General features: G+C 49.8%; 16 protein-coding genes, 1 tRNA gene and 1 riboswitch. Of the genes, 12 read left to right on the top strand and 5 right to left on the bottom strand.

What is annotated here, in order from left to right; genetic code table 11:
- Positions 1-24: 24 nt before the first annotated feature.
- A tRNA-Asn gene (locus JIG40_RS15650) sits at positions 25-100 on the bottom strand.
- Positions 101-700: 600 nt separating this feature from the next.
- On the opposite strand from JIG40_RS15650, the gene uvrB reads away from it, so the two are divergent.
- From uvrB to luxU, 3 genes are all read left to right on the top strand, one after another.
- Entirely contained in the window at positions 701-2,731 is a 2,031-nt protein-coding gene (uvrB, locus tag JIG40_RS15645; RefSeq protein ID WP_199465624.1) for an excinuclease ABC subunit UvrB, read from the top strand.
- Positions 2,732-3,017: 286 nt separating this feature from the next.
- A complete protein-coding gene (luxO, locus tag JIG40_RS15640; protein ID WP_024373970.1) occupies positions 3,018-4,379 on the top strand; it encodes a quorum-sensing sigma-54 dependent transcriptional regulator LuxO in 1,362 nt (453 codons plus the stop codon).
- 6 nt (positions 4,380-4,385) lie between these two features.
- Entirely contained in the window at positions 4,386-4,724 is a 339-nt protein-coding gene (gene luxU, locus JIG40_RS15635) for a quorum-sensing phosphorelay protein LuxU (RefSeq protein ID WP_020327928.1), read from the top strand.
- Here the strand turns inward: luxU and JIG40_RS15630 are convergent.
- Positions 4,713-5,603: a YvcK family protein gene (locus JIG40_RS15630; protein ID WP_199465623.1), complete on the bottom strand. Its 891-nt coding sequence runs from the start codon at positions 5,601-5,603 to the stop codon at positions 4,713-4,715. The two genes, luxU and JIG40_RS15630, sit on opposite strands and share 12 nt — an antisense overlap.
- A gap of 182 nt (positions 5,604-5,785) precedes the next feature.
- Positions 5,786-5,925, top strand: a riboswitch (molybdenum cofactor riboswitch).
- Between JIG40_RS15630 and moaA the strand changes: the two genes are divergently transcribed.
- The 5 genes from moaA (at position 5,914) to moaE (ending at position 8,675) form a co-directional block, all read left to right on the top strand.
- On the top strand, positions 5,914-6,903 hold the full coding sequence (gene moaA, locus JIG40_RS15625) for a GTP 3',8-cyclase MoaA (RefSeq protein WP_038127045.1): 990 nt from the start codon (positions 5,914-5,916) through the stop codon (positions 6,901-6,903). (Overlaps the previous riboswitch by 12 nt.)
- Positions 6,904-6,974: 71 nt before the next feature.
- The gene (moaB, locus tag JIG40_RS15620) at positions 6,975-7,487 is read left to right on the top strand and encodes a molybdenum cofactor biosynthesis protein B (RefSeq protein ID WP_020327925.1); all 513 of its coding nucleotides are present in this window, start codon (positions 6,975-6,977) and stop codon (positions 7,485-7,487) included.
- A 9-nt stretch (positions 7,488-7,496) separates the two neighbouring features.
- Positions 7,497-7,976, top strand: coding sequence for a cyclic pyranopterin monophosphate synthase MoaC (gene moaC / locus JIG40_RS15615; protein ID WP_020327924.1), 480 nt, complete (start codon positions 7,497-7,499; stop codon positions 7,974-7,976).
- Positions 7,973-8,218: a molybdopterin synthase sulfur carrier subunit gene (gene moaD, locus JIG40_RS15610; RefSeq protein ID WP_024373869.1), complete on the top strand. Its 246-nt coding sequence runs from the start codon at positions 7,973-7,975 to the stop codon at positions 8,216-8,218. Before moaC ends, moaD begins: the two co-directional genes overlap by 4 nt.
- Before the next feature lies 1 nt (position 8,219).
- Positions 8,220-8,675 (top strand): molybdopterin synthase catalytic subunit MoaE, encoded by a 456-nt coding sequence (moaE, locus tag JIG40_RS15605; RefSeq protein ID WP_020327922.1) that lies wholly within the window; start codon positions 8,220-8,222, stop codon positions 8,673-8,675.
- Between the two features lie 68 nt (positions 8,676-8,743).
- Here the strand turns inward: moaE and JIG40_RS15600 are convergent, their stop codons facing one another.
- Positions 8,744-9,697, bottom strand: a complete 954-nt coding sequence (locus tag JIG40_RS15600) for a sensor domain-containing diguanylate cyclase (protein ID WP_024373870.1) — start codon at positions 9,695-9,697, stop codon at positions 8,744-8,746.
- Positions 9,698-9,959: 262 nt separating this feature from the next.
- On the opposite strand from JIG40_RS15600, the gene JIG40_RS15595 reads away from it, so the two are divergent.
- The 3 genes from JIG40_RS15595 (at position 9,960) to udp (ending at position 13,820) form a co-directional block, all read left to right on the top strand.
- Positions 9,960-10,376, top strand: coding sequence for a CBS domain-containing protein (locus JIG40_RS15595; RefSeq protein WP_020327920.1), 417 nt, complete (start codon positions 9,960-9,962; stop codon positions 10,374-10,376).
- 132 nt (positions 10,377-10,508) lie between these two features.
- Positions 10,509-12,800: a zinc/cadmium/mercury/lead-transporting ATPase gene (locus JIG40_RS15590; protein ID WP_024373871.1), complete on the top strand. Its 2,292-nt coding sequence runs from the start codon at positions 10,509-10,511 to the stop codon at positions 12,798-12,800.
- A gap of 258 nt (positions 12,801-13,058) precedes the next feature.
- The gene (udp, locus tag JIG40_RS15585) at positions 13,059-13,820 is read left to right on the top strand and encodes a uridine phosphorylase (protein ID WP_020327918.1); all 762 of its coding nucleotides are present in this window, start codon (positions 13,059-13,061) and stop codon (positions 13,818-13,820) included.
- A gap of 55 nt (positions 13,821-13,875) precedes the next feature.
- Here udp and JIG40_RS15580 read toward each other — a convergent pair whose 3' ends face one another.
- Both JIG40_RS15580 and metG read right to left on the bottom strand, forming a co-directional pair.
- Positions 13,876-14,682, bottom strand: a complete 807-nt coding sequence (locus JIG40_RS15580; RefSeq protein WP_024373872.1) for a hypothetical protein — start codon at positions 14,680-14,682, stop codon at positions 13,876-13,878.
- Positions 14,683-14,902: 220 nt separating this feature from the next.
- Complete coding sequence (gene metG / locus JIG40_RS15575; RefSeq protein ID WP_032081500.1) at positions 14,903-16,954, bottom strand: methionine--tRNA ligase; 2,052 nt, start codon at positions 16,952-16,954, stop codon at positions 14,903-14,905.
- A gap of 158 nt (positions 16,955-17,112) precedes the next feature.
- Here metG and apbC point away from each other — a divergent pair, with 158 nt between their 5' ends.
- Entirely contained in the window at positions 17,113-18,189 is a 1,077-nt protein-coding gene (apbC, locus tag JIG40_RS15570; protein WP_199465622.1) for an iron-sulfur cluster carrier protein ApbC, read from the top strand.
- Positions 18,190-18,307: the final 118 nt, after the last annotated feature.

Raw genomic sequence — 18,307 nt, 5'->3', positions numbered from 1 at the left:
GCTAGATAGCTGGGCTTTCGAATTTGGCTCCCCCTGCAAGACTTGAACTTGCGACATACGGATTAACAGTCCGCCGTTCTACCGACTGAACTAAGGGGGAATTGCTTGATGCGGGTCGGATGTTAACGAGCTGGGATTCGAGTGTCAACCTTCGAAACTTAAAAAAGGGCTAAAAAAAGCAGCGATAAAGGCTTTACTTTTCTGCATCCCTTATCCGGTATGAGCTAGGTTCACTTATCCACCAAAATTGTGGATAAGTGTGTTAATGAAATCTGAGCAATTACGTTTTGTGTCAACGCTCAAGTCAAAAACAAACATGTAATCGATTGCGTTATTAGTTTAATTTACTGTATTTATTGAGTTTTTATGAGTTATGTACAGGTGAATTAACTGGAGTGTTCGTAGTGAAGAAATGTTAGTTAAAGGTTAAATTTAGAAAAATTGGGGAAAACCCGTGGATTGTTTTTTGAAGAATTAGGTTGCCGGACGGCTTATGGGGCTGAAGATAATAACAAAGTCATTTAGCTGAAGCCAATACTATTTTATTTTTTTCCGCGATCGAAGACGCAAGTTCTGCGTACCTACTCAAACCGGTCTCTGAGACGTTGGTTGCTGGTTATGGAGCGAATATTCACTTGCCTTTTTCCGCACCCAGCAGTGACAATGTCCTGTATAGATAGACAGCATTAATGAGGATGACATGAGCAAAGCATTTGAATTGGTCTCCGACTATCAACCATCCGGCGACCAGCCAGAGGCGATTCGCCAACTTCTGGAGGGAATTGATGCGGGGTTGGCCCATCAGACATTACTTGGCGTGACAGGCTCGGGGAAAACTTTCACTTTAGCTAATGTGATCGCACAGGCTCAACGTCCGACGATTCTGCTGGCTCCCAACAAAACGTTGGCCGCACAATTGTACGGCGAGATGAAAGGCTTCTTTCCTAACAACGCGGTAGAATACTTCGTCTCTTACTACGATTATTACCAGCCAGAGGCGTATGTACCGACGACCGATACCTTTATTGAGAAGGATGCCGCGGTCAACTCACACATTGAACAGATGCGTCTGTCGGCAACCAAAGCGCTTCTTGAGCGTAAAGATGCCATCATTGTGGCTTCGGTGTCGGCGATTTATGGTCTGGGCGATCCGGATTCTTACCTGAAAATGATGCTGCATTTGCGTCGCGGAGATGTGATTAATCAACGGGACATGCTACGTCGCCTGGCTGAGCTGCAATATTCACGCAATGATGTGGCGTTCGAACGCGGTCAGTTCCGAGTGCGCGGTGAGGTGATTGATATCTTCCCGGCTGAATCGGATCAGGATGCCGTGCGCGTAGAAATGTTTGATGATGAAGTGGAGTGCATCAGCATTTTTGACCCATTGACTGGGGTGATTAAGCAGCGCGATCTGCCACGTTTTACCGTTTATCCGAAGACACACTACGTTACGCCACGAGAGCGTATTCTCGATGCCATCGAAAACATCAAAACTGAACTGGCATCGCGACGTCAGTATCTGCTCGACAACAACAAGTTGCTGGAAGAGCAGCGTATTTCTCAGCGTACTCAATTTGATATCGAAATGATGAATGAGCTGGGGTTCTGCTCAGGGATAGAAAACTATTCCCGTTATCTCAGCGGACGCGCGGAAGGCGAGCCGCCACCGACCCTATTTGATTACCTGCCACACGACGGCCTACTTGTGATCGATGAATCGCACGTGACCGTGCCGCAGATTGGCGCAATGTATAAAGGTGACCGCTCACGTAAAGAGACGTTGGTCGAGTATGGTTTTCGTCTGCCTTCGGCATTGGATAACCGACCACTCAAGTTTGAAGAGTTCGAAGCTCTGGCACCGCAAACCATCTTTGTGTCCGCAACTCCGGGTAACTACGAACTGGAGAAATCCGATGGTGAAATTGCGGATCAGGTTGTGCGTCCAACCGGTTTGCTCGATCCTGAGCTTGAAGTCCGGCCTGTCGCGACTCAAATCGATGATCTACTGTCCGAAATTCGCATTCGCGCGGTGAAAGATGAGCGGGTGCTGGTGACCACACTGACCAAACGGATGGCCGAAGACTTAACTGAATACCTGCACGAACACGATGTCAAAGTACGTTATCTGCATTCGGATATTGATACCGTGGAGCGGGTAGAAATCATTCGTGACTTACGCCTCGGTGTGTTTGACGTGTTAGTGGGTATTAACTTATTGCGCGAAGGTCTCGATATGCCAGAAGTCTCGCTGGTGGCGATTCTGGATGCTGACAAAGAGGGTTTCCTGCGCTCTGAACGGTCATTGATTCAGACCATTGGCCGCGCCGCTCGTAACCTGAAGGGTAAAGCGATCCTGTACGCGGACAACATCACCAAGTCGATGAAAAAAGCGATGGATGAGACCAGTCGTCGCCGCGAGAAACAACAAGCGTACAACGAAAAAATGGGCATTGAGCCACAAGCGTTGAAGCGCAACGTGAAAGATATCATGGAGTTGGGTGATATTACCAAGTCGCGTAAGCAACGTACCAGCAAAGTTGTGCCTTTGGCGAAGGTTGCGGAAGAGTCAGCCAGCTACGATACTATGACACCACAGCAGTTGGAAAAAGAGATCAACAGACTCGAAGCTCAGATGTACAAACATGCACAGGATTTGGAGTTTGAACTGGCTGCAGAAAAACGCGATCAGCTTGAAAAGCTGCGTCAGCAGTTCATTGTTAATAGCTAAAAAAATAGCCAATAGAAAAGAGTTCTATTGGCTGTTATATCGTGAATATCGTATTCACTAACAACGTCAGTTGGCTAGGTGACCCTTGCGGGTCAAATTGAATAAAGCATATTCTGTGCCAGTTTGTATTTCGGTGATTCTTTGGAATTCTGACACTATTTTTGCGGAAATATCGCTTTGAATTTGCAAAATGCAACTCCAAATGCGACTATTAAGCAAAATGCAAAAGATAAATGGCTAGGTTATGCAATTAAATGATATTCATCATAAGGCGAAATATCTGCTGATGGTCGAAGATACGGCGTCAGTGGCGGCGTTATATCGCTCGTACCTGACTCCGCTAGAGATCGATATCAACATCGTCGGAACTGGGCGTGAAGCGATCGAAAGTATCGCGCATCGCGAACCGGATCTCATTCTACTCGATCTGCGCCTGCCGGACATGACCGGTATGGACGTATTACACGCTGTTAAACAGCGCTCGCCGGATGTACCTGTGATTTTTATGACCGCACATGGTTCAATTGATACTGCGGTTGAGGCGATGCGTCATGGCGCACAGGATTTCCTCATCAAACCGTGTGAAGCAGACCGCTTACGTGTCACGGTAAACAATGCGATTCGTAAAGCCAGCAAGCTGAAGAATGAAGCTGACAATCCGGGTAACCAGAATTACCAAGGCTTTATCGGCAGTAGTCAAACCATGCTTGCGGTTTATCGCACCATTGACTCTGCGGCCAGCAGTAAGGCAAGTATCTTCATTACTGGAGAAAGCGGTACGGGTAAAGAGGTGTGCGCGGAAGCGATTCACGCCGCCAGTCGACGCGGCGACAAACCGTTCATCGCGATTAACTGTGCCGCGATTCCTAAAGATCTGATTGAAAGTGAATTGTTTGGTCATGTTAAAGGCGCATTTACTGGCGCAGCAACGGATCGCCAGGGCGCTGCAGAATTGGCCGACGGCGGCACTCTGTTCCTCGATGAGCTGTGCGAAATGGATCTCGATCTGCAGACTAAATTGTTGCGCTTTATTCAGACCGGCACCTTCCAGAAAGTCGGCTCGTCAAAAATGAAAAGTGTGGATGTGCGTTTTGTCTGCGCGACCAACCGTGACCCATGGAAAGAAGTGCAGGAAGGCCGTTTCCGTGAAGATTTGTACTACCGTCTGTACGTCATTCCACTGCATCTGCCGCCTTTACGTGAGCGTGGCGATGATGTCATTGAAATTGCCTATTCGCTGCTGGGCTATATGTCGAAAGAAGAGGGCAAAGGATTTGTCCGTCTCGCTCCGGAAGTCGTAGAACGTTTTAAACAATACGAATGGCCGGGTAATGTGCGTCAGCTGCAGAATGTACTGCGCAACGTTGTGGTGCTGAATGAAGGGCGTGAAATCACCCTGAATATGCTGCCACCACCGCTCAATCAGCCAAGCGAAAGCATCATCAGTGTACCGAAGGCTAGTGCCGCGCCCGTATCGGTTCACGAAATCTTCCCGCTGTGGATGACGGAAAAGCAAGCCATTGAGAAAGCGATTGAAGCCTGCGATGGCAATATTCCGCGTGCTGCCGGTTATCTGGACGTCAGCCCATCCACTATTTATCGCAAACTGCAAACCTGGAACGAGAAGGTGCAGGAAAAGGAAAAGTAAGCGCACATGGAACTGATGAATCTCAGCAAGATTGATAATCTGGCACAGGAAATTGGTGAAGAAAATGTCCCCGTTCTGGTGGAAATTTTCTTAGGTGAACTGGATACTTATCGCGCAAATCTGAGCAATGAGGCATACGGTGATAAACTGGAGTATCTCAAAGAGATCAGCCATGCGTTGAAAAGCAGTGCGGCGAGCTTTGGGGCTGATCAGTTGTGTGCCAAAGCGGTTGATATTGATAGTCGGGCCAAACAAGGCACGACCATCGATGAAACGCTGGATACGGCGATTATGATTGACCTTATCCAGCATACTCGTCAAAGCTATTCGCAGTTAATCGCTTAACTGCTCTTCAATCGCTTTACGCAGTTTCACCCTGTCGTGACGCCAGTCGCGGTTGGGTGAAGCCAAATCGCGTGTCACGCAGTTCCATTCGCTGTCCAGATCCGGATGTGCTTCGGCACCAATCACCACATCAATTTTTCGGCCGTGACAGGCGCGTTCACACCATTCCAGTTTCTGACGCAGTGTCATACGACCCGCTGGCCCATATTCTGGTGACAGGTTCTCGATGAAGATAAGCTTGGCGCGGGTGTTGTTTTCAATGGCCTGTCCCATTTCCGGCAGTAAAAGCGGTGGCATGATACTGGTCAGAAAACTGCCCGGGCCGAGTATGATCGCATCGGCGTCGGCGATGGCCAACACGCCTTCGCGAGTGGCTGGCACTTCAGGCTCCAGATCTAGGCGGCGTAAATCTTGTTGCATCTCATCGACACTGGTCTCGCCCGTCACCCATTTACCGTCCACAGACAGCGCTTTCAGATCAGAAGGGTGTTCAGACATCGGTACGATGTTGACGTCAACTTTGAGCATGCCACGAATCAGATTGATGGCTTCCAACGGACGCACAGAAAGGTGGTCTAATGCGGTCAGCATCAGGTTGCCCAGGTTGTGGCCATCGAGTTCGCCCGCGCCTTTGAAGCGGTACTCGAACATCATTGAGCTGATGGATGGCTCTGTGATTAACTGGTTAATGCAGTTGCGGGTGTCGCCCCAGGCGATGCCGCCCTGACAGTGACGAATGCGCCCGGTTGAGCCTCCGTTGTCGGTGGTGGTAACAATCCCCGTGGCGTTAGAACCAAAAATTTTTAACGCAGCCAACATGCGTCCTAAACCGTGGCCACCGCCAATCGCGACCACTTTCTTGTTCTGGTACAGAGTCATCTCTCTTCTTCTTATATTTTCACAATCCGCTACAATTTAGAGGAATTGATTTATATCTCATACTTATTTTGGGGTAATTTGAGGTACTAGTGAGTTTTTTTCGTGCTTGCACTGGAATCACGTACTCTTTTTAAGTATTTTACCAATCAGCTGCTATTGAGTAACCCATAAGTTGATCTCATTAGTTGCCATTACTCCGAGCTTATTTCAGCTAAGTCCTGTTGCAGGATACGGTGGATAAGCCAGTGGCCTTGAGCCACAAGGGCATAGTTGGAAATGATTATGCCTCCCGTGTTTGGAAAGGTGTGACGTGGCGCAACAATTCGAAGATAGATTTCAGCGTAAGTTTTACTACTTACGCTTATCCGTTACAGATGTCTGTAACTTCAAATGTACTTATTGTTTACCTGATGGGTATCACCCGTCGGGCAATAAGAATTCCTCTTTTTTGACCCTGCCAGAAATCAAGCGTGTGGTAAATGCGTTTGCCGATTGCGGGACCTCCAAAGTGCGTATTACCGGCGGTGAGCCGAGTCTGCGCAAAGATTTTACCGAGATTATCCATACGGTGGCTTCAACGCCGGGAATCCAGAAAGTCGCGACCACCACCAACGGCTATCGCATGGCGAAAGGTGTTGCGGAATGGAAAGCGGCAGGCTTAACGCACATCAATGTCAGCGTAGACAGCCTGGATCCGCGCATGTTTCATCAAATTACCGGCGAAAATCGTTTCCATCAGGTGATGCAGGGTATCGATCGTGCATTTGAGGTCGGCTACGAGCAGGTCAAAGTCAATGTTGTATTGATGAAAGATCTTAACGCTCAGGAGTTGCCCCAGTTTCTCAACTGGATCAAACATCGTCCGATTCAACTGCGTTTTATCGAGCTGATGCAGACTGGTGAGATGGACGATCTGTTCAGCCGCCAGCATGTTTCCGGCACCGCAATTCGCAATCAATTGATTGCCGACGGCTGGATACTGAAAGCCCGCGCGAATAATGATGGACCGGCCCAAGTGTTCGTGCATGCCGATTATCAAGGTGAAATTGGCCTCATCATGCCGTACGAGAAAAATTTCTGTAGTAGTTGCAACCGTCTGCGCGTGTCTGCGTTAGGCAAGCTGCACTTGTGCCTGTTTGGTGATCATGGCGTGGAACTGCGCGACTTACTGCAAGACGATACGCAAGAAAACGCGTTGATTGCGCGTATCCAAGCTCAGCTGCAAACCAAATCGGTCAGCCATTTCTTGCATGACGGAAATACGGGTATGACGCCACATCTGGCGTCGATCGGCGGTTAATAATTTCTCTTTGGGCCGGGTTTGTTGCCGGGCCGACAACACATTCAACGATTATTGATAAAGGTGAACTCATGGGTCACGCAGAAAGCAAATTTCAGCCTGCTAACATTGCCGTTCTGACGGTATCTGACACGCGTACGGAAGAGAACGATACGTCTGGCCGCTATCTGGCAGAACAACTTCAGGAAGCGGGTCACAAGCTGATCGACAAGCAAATTGTTATTGATGATATGTACAAGATCCGCGCTGTGGTTTCACAGTGGATCGCTGACGAGAACGTGCAGGCCATTCTGATTACTGGCGGCACGGGCTTTACTTCCCGCGACAGCACGCCGGAAGCGCTCAAGCCACTATTTGATAAAGAAGTGGAAGGCTTTGGTGAGCTGTTCCGTATGGTGTCTTTTGAAGAGATCGGGACTTCGACCATTCAGTCGCGAGCGGTGGCAGGTTTTGCCAACCATACCGTGATTTTCGCGATGCCGGGTTCAACCGGGGCATGCCGTACGGGCTGGACGAAGATCATCAGACAACAAATGGATGCCAGTCATCGTCCGTGTAACTTTATGCCGCATCTCTCGGTATAAGGGGGCGAAATGAGTCAGTTTACCCATATCAATGCCTCCGGAGAGGCGAACATGGTTGATGTTTCCGCCAAAAGTGACACTGTCCGCGAAGCGCGGGCTGAAGCGTTTATTCGTATGGCACCGGAAACGTTACAACTGATTATTTCAGGTCAGCACCACAAAGGTGATGTGTTTGCGACTGCGCGTATTGCTGGGATTCAGGCGGCGAAGAAAACTTGGGATTTGATTCCACTGTGCCATCCATTGTTGTTGTCCAAAGTCGAAGTGCAGTTGGAAGCGATTGAAGCGGAAAGTCGGGTACGCATTGAATCGGTGTGCAAACTGGCCGGAAAAACAGGCGTGGAAATGGAAGCGCTGACTGCGGCATCGGTCGCCGCGCTGACCATTTACGATATGTGTAAAGCGGTGCAGAAAGACATGGTGATTGAGCAAGTTAGACTACTGGAAAAGACCGGCGGTAAATCGGGTCACTTTAAGGTGGACGCATGATCACAGTGTTATTTTTTGCCCAAACTCGTGAACTGGTTGAGTGCGACAGTCTGACGTTGGAAGCACAATTTCCCACGGTGGAAGCAGTGCGTGCTTATCTGGCTGAACAACCAGGAAAATGGTCGCTGGCGCTGGAGCCCGGCAAATTGCTGGCAGCGGTCAATCAGTCGATTGTGCCGATGGATTTCGCGCTCAGTGATGGCGACGAAGTGGCCTTTTTCCCACCGGTAACCGGAGGCTAATATGGATAACCGAGTTTCTGTTCAGGTACAGGATTTTTCTGTGGCTGATGAGTATGCCCAGCTTTCTGCTGGGACACAGGCCGGGGCCGTGGTGACGTTTGTCGGTAAAGTGCGCGACATGAATCTGGGTGACAACGTGACTGGCTTACATCTGGAACACTATCCGGGTATGACCGAAAAAGCCTTGCTTGAAATCTGTGATGAAGCTGAGCGTCGCTGGTCCTTACAGAAAGTTCGTGTCATTCATCGTGTCGGTGACATGGATATCGGCGATCAAATCGTGTTTGTTGGTGTCAGCAGTGCTCATCGCAGTGCGTCGTTCGAAGCGTGTGAGTTTGTGATGGACTACCTCAAAACCAAAGCGCCATTCTGGAAAAAAGAACGCACTACAGAATCCACTCGCTGGGTCGATTCACGCGAATCAGATGCGAAAGCCGCAGAGCGCTGGCAGCAATAATCTGACGAATAAAAGTGGCGGCAGAGATTTCATCGTCTCTGCCGTTTTTTTATGCAGCGGTTTCTGCATCAGTAAATGTGCATTGTGCCGCGTCGCTGGTGTTTGGCGTGAAACAGAGCCTTGTCAGCAATAGCGACCAGCTTTTCTGCGGTCATGTCCGAGGACAAACGCAGGCAATGGTGTATGCCGATGGTTACAGACAGCGCATCATTGACGTGAGAATTGTGATGCGGAATTGCGAGCGTTTGAATCTCGCTCAGCAATTGATGCGCTTTGTGTTCGCATTGCTCGACGCTGATATCAGGAATGAACAACAAAAATTCATCACCGCCATAGCGAAAACAGAGATCACCTTTGCGTTTCCAATGATTGAGTGCCTGACTGACCTGTTTGAGCGCTTCGTCTCCTTGCAGATGACCATAAAAATCGTTGTATTCCTTAAAGCAGTCAATATCAATCATAAATAGTGCGCACGAAAGCTGATCCAGTTTCGCCACGTCCAGTGCCTGCGGAAGCAATGAGTCCATCGCATAGCGGTTGTAAACCTGCGTTAAATGATCGATATGTGTCAGGTGTTCCAGTTCCAGTTGATGGCGGGCCAGTTTGTCGACAGTGCGGCGGTATTCAGTAACGTTGCGCACAATCCACAATACGAACTCTGTGTTGGGCAGCGGGATCACCAGCGCGTTAAAAAACTGCAGATCTCGTGGCCCCTCAACATCCTCAAAGCAGGGCATCTGCTTCGGATCAAGCTCATATTCCAATTCCGCCGCCAGGCCGGTTTTCAGCGCCTCTCCGATAACACGATTGAACCAGATGGCTTTATCTGCGGGCAGGACTTGTTGTTGATTCATACCGATAATGGTCGCCGGATTATGATGACGCTGCGTGTCGGTCCCACCCCAGGCTTCCACGTAAATACCTTCACGATTGATCAAAAACGTAGGCTCTGGCAGCGCTTCAAACACGACATGCAGCAGGTCGGGGTTAGCGGAAATGACAGAATAGAAGACTGAGTTCACTACGGCGGTCTCTATTGATGGTTGAGTCAATAGTTAACATATAGATGATATCTCAGGAAAAAGCCTACCGGATGCGCAGTGACTAATAAATAAGACAGGTTTTAGAAAATTGTGCTGAAAGCGTGAGAGAGATGGGGCAGGTTGACGCCGAATTCATCGGAAAAATCTATCGACAAAATTGAGGTTTTCCATTTAGTAAAATCAAGAAATTAGTCAACACTTACTAAATAAGCAACATTAGGTTGCGAGCAAGGAGACCGCTATGGATTCGTTAAAAGTAAGAGACTACATGACCGTCAAAGCGGTCACTTTCAAACCGGATATGTCACTGACCGCGGCTTTGGATCGCGTGATCCACTCAAACCATTTAGGTGGCCCGGTGATTGATGATAATGAGCGCGTGATTGGTTTCCTCTCTGAGCAGGACTTGCTGGAGAAGCTGATTAAAGTGAGCTATTACTGCCAGGACACCCACATCGTGAGCGATTGCATGCACAAAGAAGTGCTCTCCGTTTCACCCAATATGTCCATCATTGAGTTGGCAGAAATGATGAAAGTGGGTAAACCGAAAGTGTATCCGGTGGTAGATGAAGGGAAACTGGTCGGCATTATTACCCGCCGGGACGTGCTGCAGGCGATCGGGAAAAATCTGGCGGCGTGCTTCAAACATCCAGTCTAACGCCTTTAACAGGCAAAAAGGCACTTCGGTGCCTTTTGTTTTTTTGTCTGAAGCCCTAAAAAATTAGTGCTTGACCTTGGAGTAGACTCCAAGGTGTAGCATCGGGTTAAGCCTGATAAAAGGAGAAGCGCTATGTGTACCAAGCATGAAGGTTGCCGCTCAGAAAAGTCTGCAGCACCAACCATTAAATCGGTGTCCTGCTCAGCAAGCCCGAAAATTCAATCCATTCACCCTGCTGGTGCGACCAATTCTGAGGGTGGATGCTGTTCATCCAGCAGTTGCAGTGGGGCGGATGGCCCTGACGAGGACGAACCCGCTGGGGGAACCTCAACCTACAAGCAGAGCTGGCGTGTGGTGGGGATGGATTGTCCATCCTGCGCACGCAAAATTGAAACGGCTGTTAACCAACTGACCGATATTGTCGACGCTCGCGTGCTGTTTGCGACGGAAAAACTGGTGGTGCAATTCAACTCAGCCTCAACGGCTGCGGCGATTGAGCAGGCAGTCACCAACACCGGATTTAAGATCTACGACGATCAGCAAAAGAGTTCCGCCCAGCCGGCCAAACCGAGCCATCCGCTGCTTGAAGCGGATACCCTGCGTATTGTTGCACTCGCGGCCATGATGGCTATCGGGACATTGACGAATCTTTGGTCGGTGGAAGCCGGGCGCTGGATTTTTACTATCAGCTGTATTGCCGGTCTTGTGCCCATCGCCACTAAAGCGTGGAAGCTCGCCAAATCAGGCACGCCATTTGCCATTGAAACACTCATGACCGTCGCGGCTGTGGGAGCTCTTTATCTCGGAGAAACTGTTGAGGCAGCAATGGTTCTGCTGCTGTTTTTGATTGGTGAACGCCTCGAAGCGTTTGCGGCCTCAAAAGCTCGCAGTGGTGTGCAGGCGCTGATGGAACTGGTGCCAGAGACGGCTGTTCGTCTGCAATCTGGCGAGAGGATTGAAGTCCCTGCCAGTGAACTCAGTCCGGGTGATATTGTGGAAGTTGCACCGGGCGGGCGTTTGCCTGCCGATGGTCTGCTGTTAGATGCGGTTGCCAGCATGGATGAGAGTGCGTTGACCGGCGAATCTCTGCCCGTTGAGCACGTTCGTGGCGATAAGATAGCCGCAGGTGCGGTGGTGGTTGATCGCGTCATTCAGCTCAAAATCACCTCACGTCAGGGTGAAAATGCCATCGACCGCATTTTGCATCTGATTGAAGAAGCGGATTCGCGTAAGGCGCCGATGGAGCGTTTTCTTGACCAGTTCAGCCGTTGGTACACACCGCTGATGATGGTCGTCGCGCTGCTGGTAGTCACTGTACCGCCACTGTTGTTTGCTCAACCGTGGGAAACTTGGGTATACCGTGGTTTGGCGATGTTACTGATTGCCTGTCCGTGCGCTCTGGTCATTTCGACACCGGCGGCGATTACGTCGGGTTTGGCAGCGGGTGCACGACGTGGTGCGTTGATTAAAGGGGGAGCAGCGCTTGAACAATTAGGCCGGATCCAAAGTGTTGCCTTTGATAAAACCGGTACGCTGACTCAAGGTAAACCGCAGGTGACCGACATTGTGGCACTCTCCGGTTTGTCGCCAGATCAACTGCTTACGGTCACTGCCGCGATTGAACAGGGCTCACGCCATCCACTGGCGATGTCGCTGGTCAAAAAAGCGCAGAATCAAGGACTGACATTACCGCATGCGCAAGATAAACAAGCTTTGGTGGGGCGCGGTGTGGCAGGACGAATTGGCGAGCATTTCTACCGAGTGTTGGCGCCGGGCAAGGTTGACGTGCCACTGGCTGACTCTGTCAGCGAGCAAGTTGCGGCGATGGAAGCACAAGGAAAAACCGTAGTGGTGGCGCTGGAGAATGACACGCCTATCGGTATCATTGCCTGGCAAGATACGCTGCGTGAAGATGCGCAGCAAGCGATAGCGGCACTGCACCAAATGGGGATTCACACGACTATGCTGACCGGTGATAACCCGCGCAGTGCCCAGGCAATAGCCAGCCAACTCAATATGGATTTTCAGGCCAGCCTGATGCCAGAGGACAAAGTGGAATATGTTCGCCAACTGGCGCAGCAGCAACATGTTGCCATGGTAGGGGATGGCATCAACGATGCGCCAGCAATGAAAGAAGCTAACATCGGTATTGCGATGGGCGGTGGTACGGATGTGGCACTGGAAACGGCGGATGCGGCCATTACTCACAACCGATTGAATGAGTTACCCGGCATGATTGCGCTATCACGAGCGACTCTGAGCAACATTCGTCAGAACGTGACCATAGCGCTGGGTCTGAAAGGTATCTTTCTGGTCACCAGTCTGATTGGGGTGACCGGGCTGTGGGTAGCGGTATTGGCAGACAGCGGTGCAACGGCGCTGGTGACGCTCAATGCGTTGCGTCTGCTGAAGTTTAAAAAATAGTCATTGCACTGGCTATACTGACACATGGCAAGGTGCCGCCTTGCCATGTCACGTTACTCGCCGTTGATAGTGATATTGCTCATAGTTGCATCACAATGACAATTTTGTGTGATAAAGATCATTTTTTAATGAAATGTAATTTCTTATTGCGTTAATACTTGTGAGTTTTGTCACTTAATGTTGGGGCCCGCTCGGCTAAAGTAGCACGGTACCCAAACATATTTATGAGCTGAATAAGCCACAATGAAGGAGCTACTTATGTCTCAAGCCGTATTCCACCTTGGTGTTACCGAAGCTGATCTGAATGGTGCAACATTGGCAATCATTCCAGGCGATCCTGCGCGCGTGCAAAAGATCGCGGAACTAATGGAAAACCCAGTGTTCCTGGCCAGCCATCGTGAATACACGCTATACCGTGCTGAACTGGATGGCAAACCGGTTGTGGTTTGTTCAACGGGTATCGGCGGTCCTTCTACCTCTATCGCGGTTGAAGAACTGGCGCAATTGGGCGTTCGCACTTTCCTTCGCGTTGGTACTACGGGTGCTATTCAGCCAAATGTTAATGTGGGCGACATGATTGTCACTACGGGTTCTGTACGTCTTGACGGTGCCAGCCTGCACTTTGCTCCAATGGAGTTCCCTGCGGTTCCTGACTTTGAAGTGGCAACAGCGATGAAACAGGCGTCAGAAGAGAGCGGTGCAACCGTCCACATGGGCGTGACTGCATCCAGCGATACTTTCTACCCAGGTCAAGAGCGTTACGACACGTTTACTGGTCGTGTTGTCCGTCGTTTCCAAGGCTCTATGAAAGAGTGGCAGGAAATGGGCGTACTGAACTTTGAAATGGAATCAGCAACCCTGCTGACCATGTGTGCAAGTTCAGGTCTGAAAGCGGGTTGTGTGGCGGGTGTTATCATCAACCGCACTCAGAAAGAAATCCCGGATCATTCTACGCTGAAAGAGACCGAAGCTCGCTCTATCAAAGTTGTGGTAGAAGCCGCGCGTAAAATGCTGAAATAATTTCAATGAAAAACGCCACCGTCGGGTGGCGTTTTTTTATGTCTGTCGTTTGCGATCAGGCAATAACTAATTTGGGCAATGGCAGGTACAGGCTTTCAGTCAGATCAGCCAGCATCTGGTCATACACATGCGCGATGCTCAGTGACACATCTGAGGTCAGTTGATACAGCTGTTCGGCATCCATATCAAAGGCCTGATTGTCATGCAGTTCAGACAGTAAATGCATCGCTTTTGAACAGGCTGGTGAGGCAATAGACAGCGGGCTTATCAGCGCCAGTTGATTCAGCTTACGGCGCACCAAGTCGCAATAATGTTGCATGCGCGAACGGCCTTCCTGAGTGTGCATATCTTCAATACAGATACGCAACTGCGTCAGAGCATCCATGGTATCGATGATTTGCTGCCAGTTCATGTGGTATTCATCGCTCAAATCTTCACGGCTGGACTCCACCAGCCATGCCAACATCACTTCATCCATCAGAAACATACAGTGACGAATCGCTTTGCCGTGTACCATCTGGTTACGGGAGATACTGCGATCTGACCACTCTTTCATCAGTGCTTTCAACTTCAACTGTAAAATGCGGTACATAGGTTTGTTGTCGAAGTGAGCGGTTGCGATCAAATGGTTAGATTTTTCGTGAATCAGGTCGTGCAGATGGCTCAGCTCAGCGTCACGGTGTTCACCAAACATCAGAGCATGATGAGTTGCGCTGCGGTGCTGGCGGCACAGATAAAGCAGCTGACGCAGGTCAACCAACAGTTCGTATTTGCGTTGAAGGGTCGATTCTCTTTGTTTGGCAAAGAAGAACATCAGGCACAATATGCCTATCGAAATCAGCATCGAAATAAAGACAAACATAACCAACTCCTTGTTAGTGTTTATACTCCTAAAGAGTTAGCAGCCTTGATGCCAAGTTTTTTGTCTTTATAAATCAATGAATTAACAAGTTTTCAACAATCTTTTTGCACTGAAGTTGTGCAAATTGACCTAAAAGTGTGAGCTGGTTCAATAAAAAAGCTCCCGGGCCAATCGGCACCGGGAGCCTTAACATTTTGATTTTAAACGCAGGTGAGCGCGATTACATCACACGCATACCTGGTTGAGCACCTTCATGAGGTTCCAGAATCCAAAGCTCGCTGCCACCAGGGCCGGCGGCCAGAATCATGCCTTCTGACATGCCGAACTTCATCTTACGTGGTTTCAGGTTAGCCACCACAACGGTGTATTTGCCAACCAGATCTTCCGGGTTATAAGCCGCTTTGATTCCCGAGAATACCTGACGCATTTCACCACCGATATCCAGTTGGAACTTCAGCAGTTTGTCCGCTTTAGGCACTGACTCACAAGAGACAATCTTAGCAATACGCAGGTCAACCTTCGCGAAGTCATCAAATTCGATTTCGGCTGCGATAGGGTCTTTGCTCAGCTCAGTTTGCTGCGCTTTAGGTGCGGCAGCTTCTGCAGCGGCTTTCTCAGCAGCAGCTTCTTCTTTCGATGCTTCAATCATCGCTTCGATGTGTTTAGGATCGATGCGGTTGAACAGCGCTTTGAACGCGCTGACGGTGTGGCCAGTCAGAGGTTGAGCTACGCCGTCCCAAGTCAGTTCTTGGTTCAGGAAGGCTTCTGAGCGAGCCGCCAGTGCTGGCATCACCGGTTTCAGGTAAGTCAGCAGAACGCGGAATAAGTTGATACCGACAGTACAGATATCCTGCAGTGCTTGATCCTGACCTTCTTGTTTGGCCACAACCCAAGGTGCTTTTTCGTCAACGTACTGGTTGGCTTTATCCGCCAGCGCGGTGATTTCACGAATGGCGCGGCCAAATTCGCGCGCTTCGTAAAGTTCAGCGATACGATCGGCAGCCGCGGCAAATTCGTTGTACAGCTCAGGTTCTGCAAAGCTGTCAGACAGTTTGCCGTCAAAACGCTTGGTGATGAAACCTGCGTTACGTGAAGCCAGATTGACAATCTTGTTCACCACGTCAGCGTTCACGCGCTGAGTGAAGTCTTCCAGGTTCAGATCCAGATCGTCGATACGGCTGTTCAGTTTCGCGGCGTAGTAGTAACGCAGACACTCAGGATCCAAGTGGTTCAGGTAAGTGCTTGCTTTCACGAACGTCCCTTTAGACTTAGACATCTTCGCGCCGTTTACCGTCACGTAGCCATGTACGAACACGTTGTTTGGTTTGCGGAAACCGCTGCCTTCCAGCATCGCTGGCCAGAACAGACTGTGGAAGTAAACAATGTCTTTACCGATGAAGTGGTACAGCTCTGTGGTGCTGTCTTTCTTCCAGTATTCATCGAAGTCCAGACCGTCAGTCTTGTTACACAGGTTTTTGAACGACGCCATGTAACCGACAGGTGCATCAAGCCACACGTAGAAGAACTTGTTCTTTTCGCCCGGAATTTCAAAACCGAAATAAGGCGCATCGCGGGAAATGTCCCACTGTTGCAGGCCAGATTCAAACCACTCTTGCATCTTGTTGGCCGTTTCAGATTGCAGTGAGCCTGAACGTGTCCACTCTTTCAGCATGCTTTCAAACTGAGGCAGATCGAAGAAGAAGTGCTCAGAATCTTTCATGATTGGCGTCGCGCCAGAAACCGCTGATTTCGGGTTGATCAGTTCTGTCGGGCTGTAAGTTTCGCCACAAGCATCACAGTTGTCGCCGTACTGGTCTTCAGATTTACATTTCGGGCAGGTGCCTTTAACGAAACGATCCGGCAGGAACATCTCTTTCTCAGGGTCAAATAGCTGAGAAATGGTGCGGCTGGAAATAAAACCGTTCTTTTTCAGCTCCAGATAGATGTGAGAAGCCAGTTCACGGTTCTCTTCACTGTGTGTGCTGTGGTAGTTGTCAAAGCTGATATCAAAGCCTGCGAAGTCTTTTTGGTGCTCTTCACTGACCGCAGCAATCATCTCTTCCGGAGTCATACCCATCTGTTGCGCTTTAAGCATGATTGGCGTGCCGTGAGCATCGTCAGCACAGATGAAGTTTACAGTGTTGCCGCGTAGGCGCTGGTAACGAACCCAAATATCCGCTTGGATATGCTCAAGCATATGACCTAAGTGGATCGAACCGTTAGCGTACGGAAGGGCACAAGTTACCAAAAGTTTTCTTGGTTCAGTTGCCATACTTAATTATTCGCTTTGTTTGATAGGTATTTAATGTGATGGATAATACTACCTGATGACGCTGTTAACTCCAAGGCGTGAGTAGGGCCAAAGCCTTAACTTTTTCGGGGTTCTGTCTGATGCATGAGAGTGATAGCATGAGGCAAAAAGGAGGACCTATGCTCACGTTTACGTCCAAACAGGACTTTTGTTCCTGGTTAAGTCAGTTTTCTCACCCTTATCTACTCTCCGACTGGGCATCCGCGCCTGGTTTTGTCACGGTTTCACCCACAGGTTCGTTTGTGATTGAGTTGCCGTTTGCCAGCTGCAGCATCGCTGTTGAATTGCAGGCTTGGATTGCGCAGCAGCAATCGGCTCAGACGGTCGCCGCCTTTGACTACACAATCAAAGTGCAACCGAAAGCGCTCGAAACTCAGGTTACGAATCCGGTGAAAGGGGTGAAAAACATCATTGCAGTGACCTCTGCGAAAGGGGGCGTCGGTAAATCAACCACGGCTGCCAATTTGGCACTGGCGATTGCTGCGTGTGGTGCAAAGGTGGGCATTCTCGATGCGGATATCTATGGCCCGTCCGTGCCGATGATGTTTGGTCAGACGGATGCCAAACCGAGCGTACGCGACAATAAATGGATGCAGCCAGTGATGGCGCACGGCATCGCGACACAGTCAATTGGTTACCTGGTGGATAAGTCGGATGCCACCATCTGGCGTGGTCCGATGGCGTCCAAAGCATTGGCGCAACTCCTTAATGAAACCGAATGGCCGGATTTGGATTATCTGGTGCTTGATATGCCGCCGGGTACGGGCGACATTCAACTGACGCTGGCGCAGCAGATTCCGGTTACCGGCGCTGTGATTGTGACCACACCGCAAGACTTAGCGTTGGCCGATGCACGTAAAGGTACCGCGATGTTCGACAAAGTGGCCGTGCCCGTCGTCGGTCTGGTGGAGAACATGAGCTATCACATCTGCAGCCACTGTGGAGAAAAAGAACACATCTTCGGTGTGGGCGGCGCGCAGACACTGGCGGGCGAGTATGGTTTATCGCTGCTGGCACAAATACCACTGCACATTCAAATGCGTGAAGATATCGATGCAGGGAAGCCGACCGTTATCGCGCATCCGGACAGCGAACATACTGCCCTGTATCTCGACTTGGCGGAACGAATTTGCGCGTATTTATACTGGCAAGGAAAAGCCAAACCGGACCCAATCAGCTTCACTTTAGTGGAGTAACACAGATCACAAAATTTTGCAGAGCGAATGTAATCGTTTGCTCTGCTTTAATGTTGTTCGATTCCGGAAATTACTGACATTTAGCTCTACTGCAAACTGGTATCTGCCCCATGAACTC

The organism is Vibrio sp. bablab_jr001 (assembly GCF_016464285.1).
GTDB classification, from domain to species: Bacteria; Pseudomonadota; Gammaproteobacteria; order Enterobacterales; family Vibrionaceae; genus Vibrio; species Vibrio fluvialis.
This window is presented reverse-complemented; position numbering and strand designations above follow the sequence as displayed.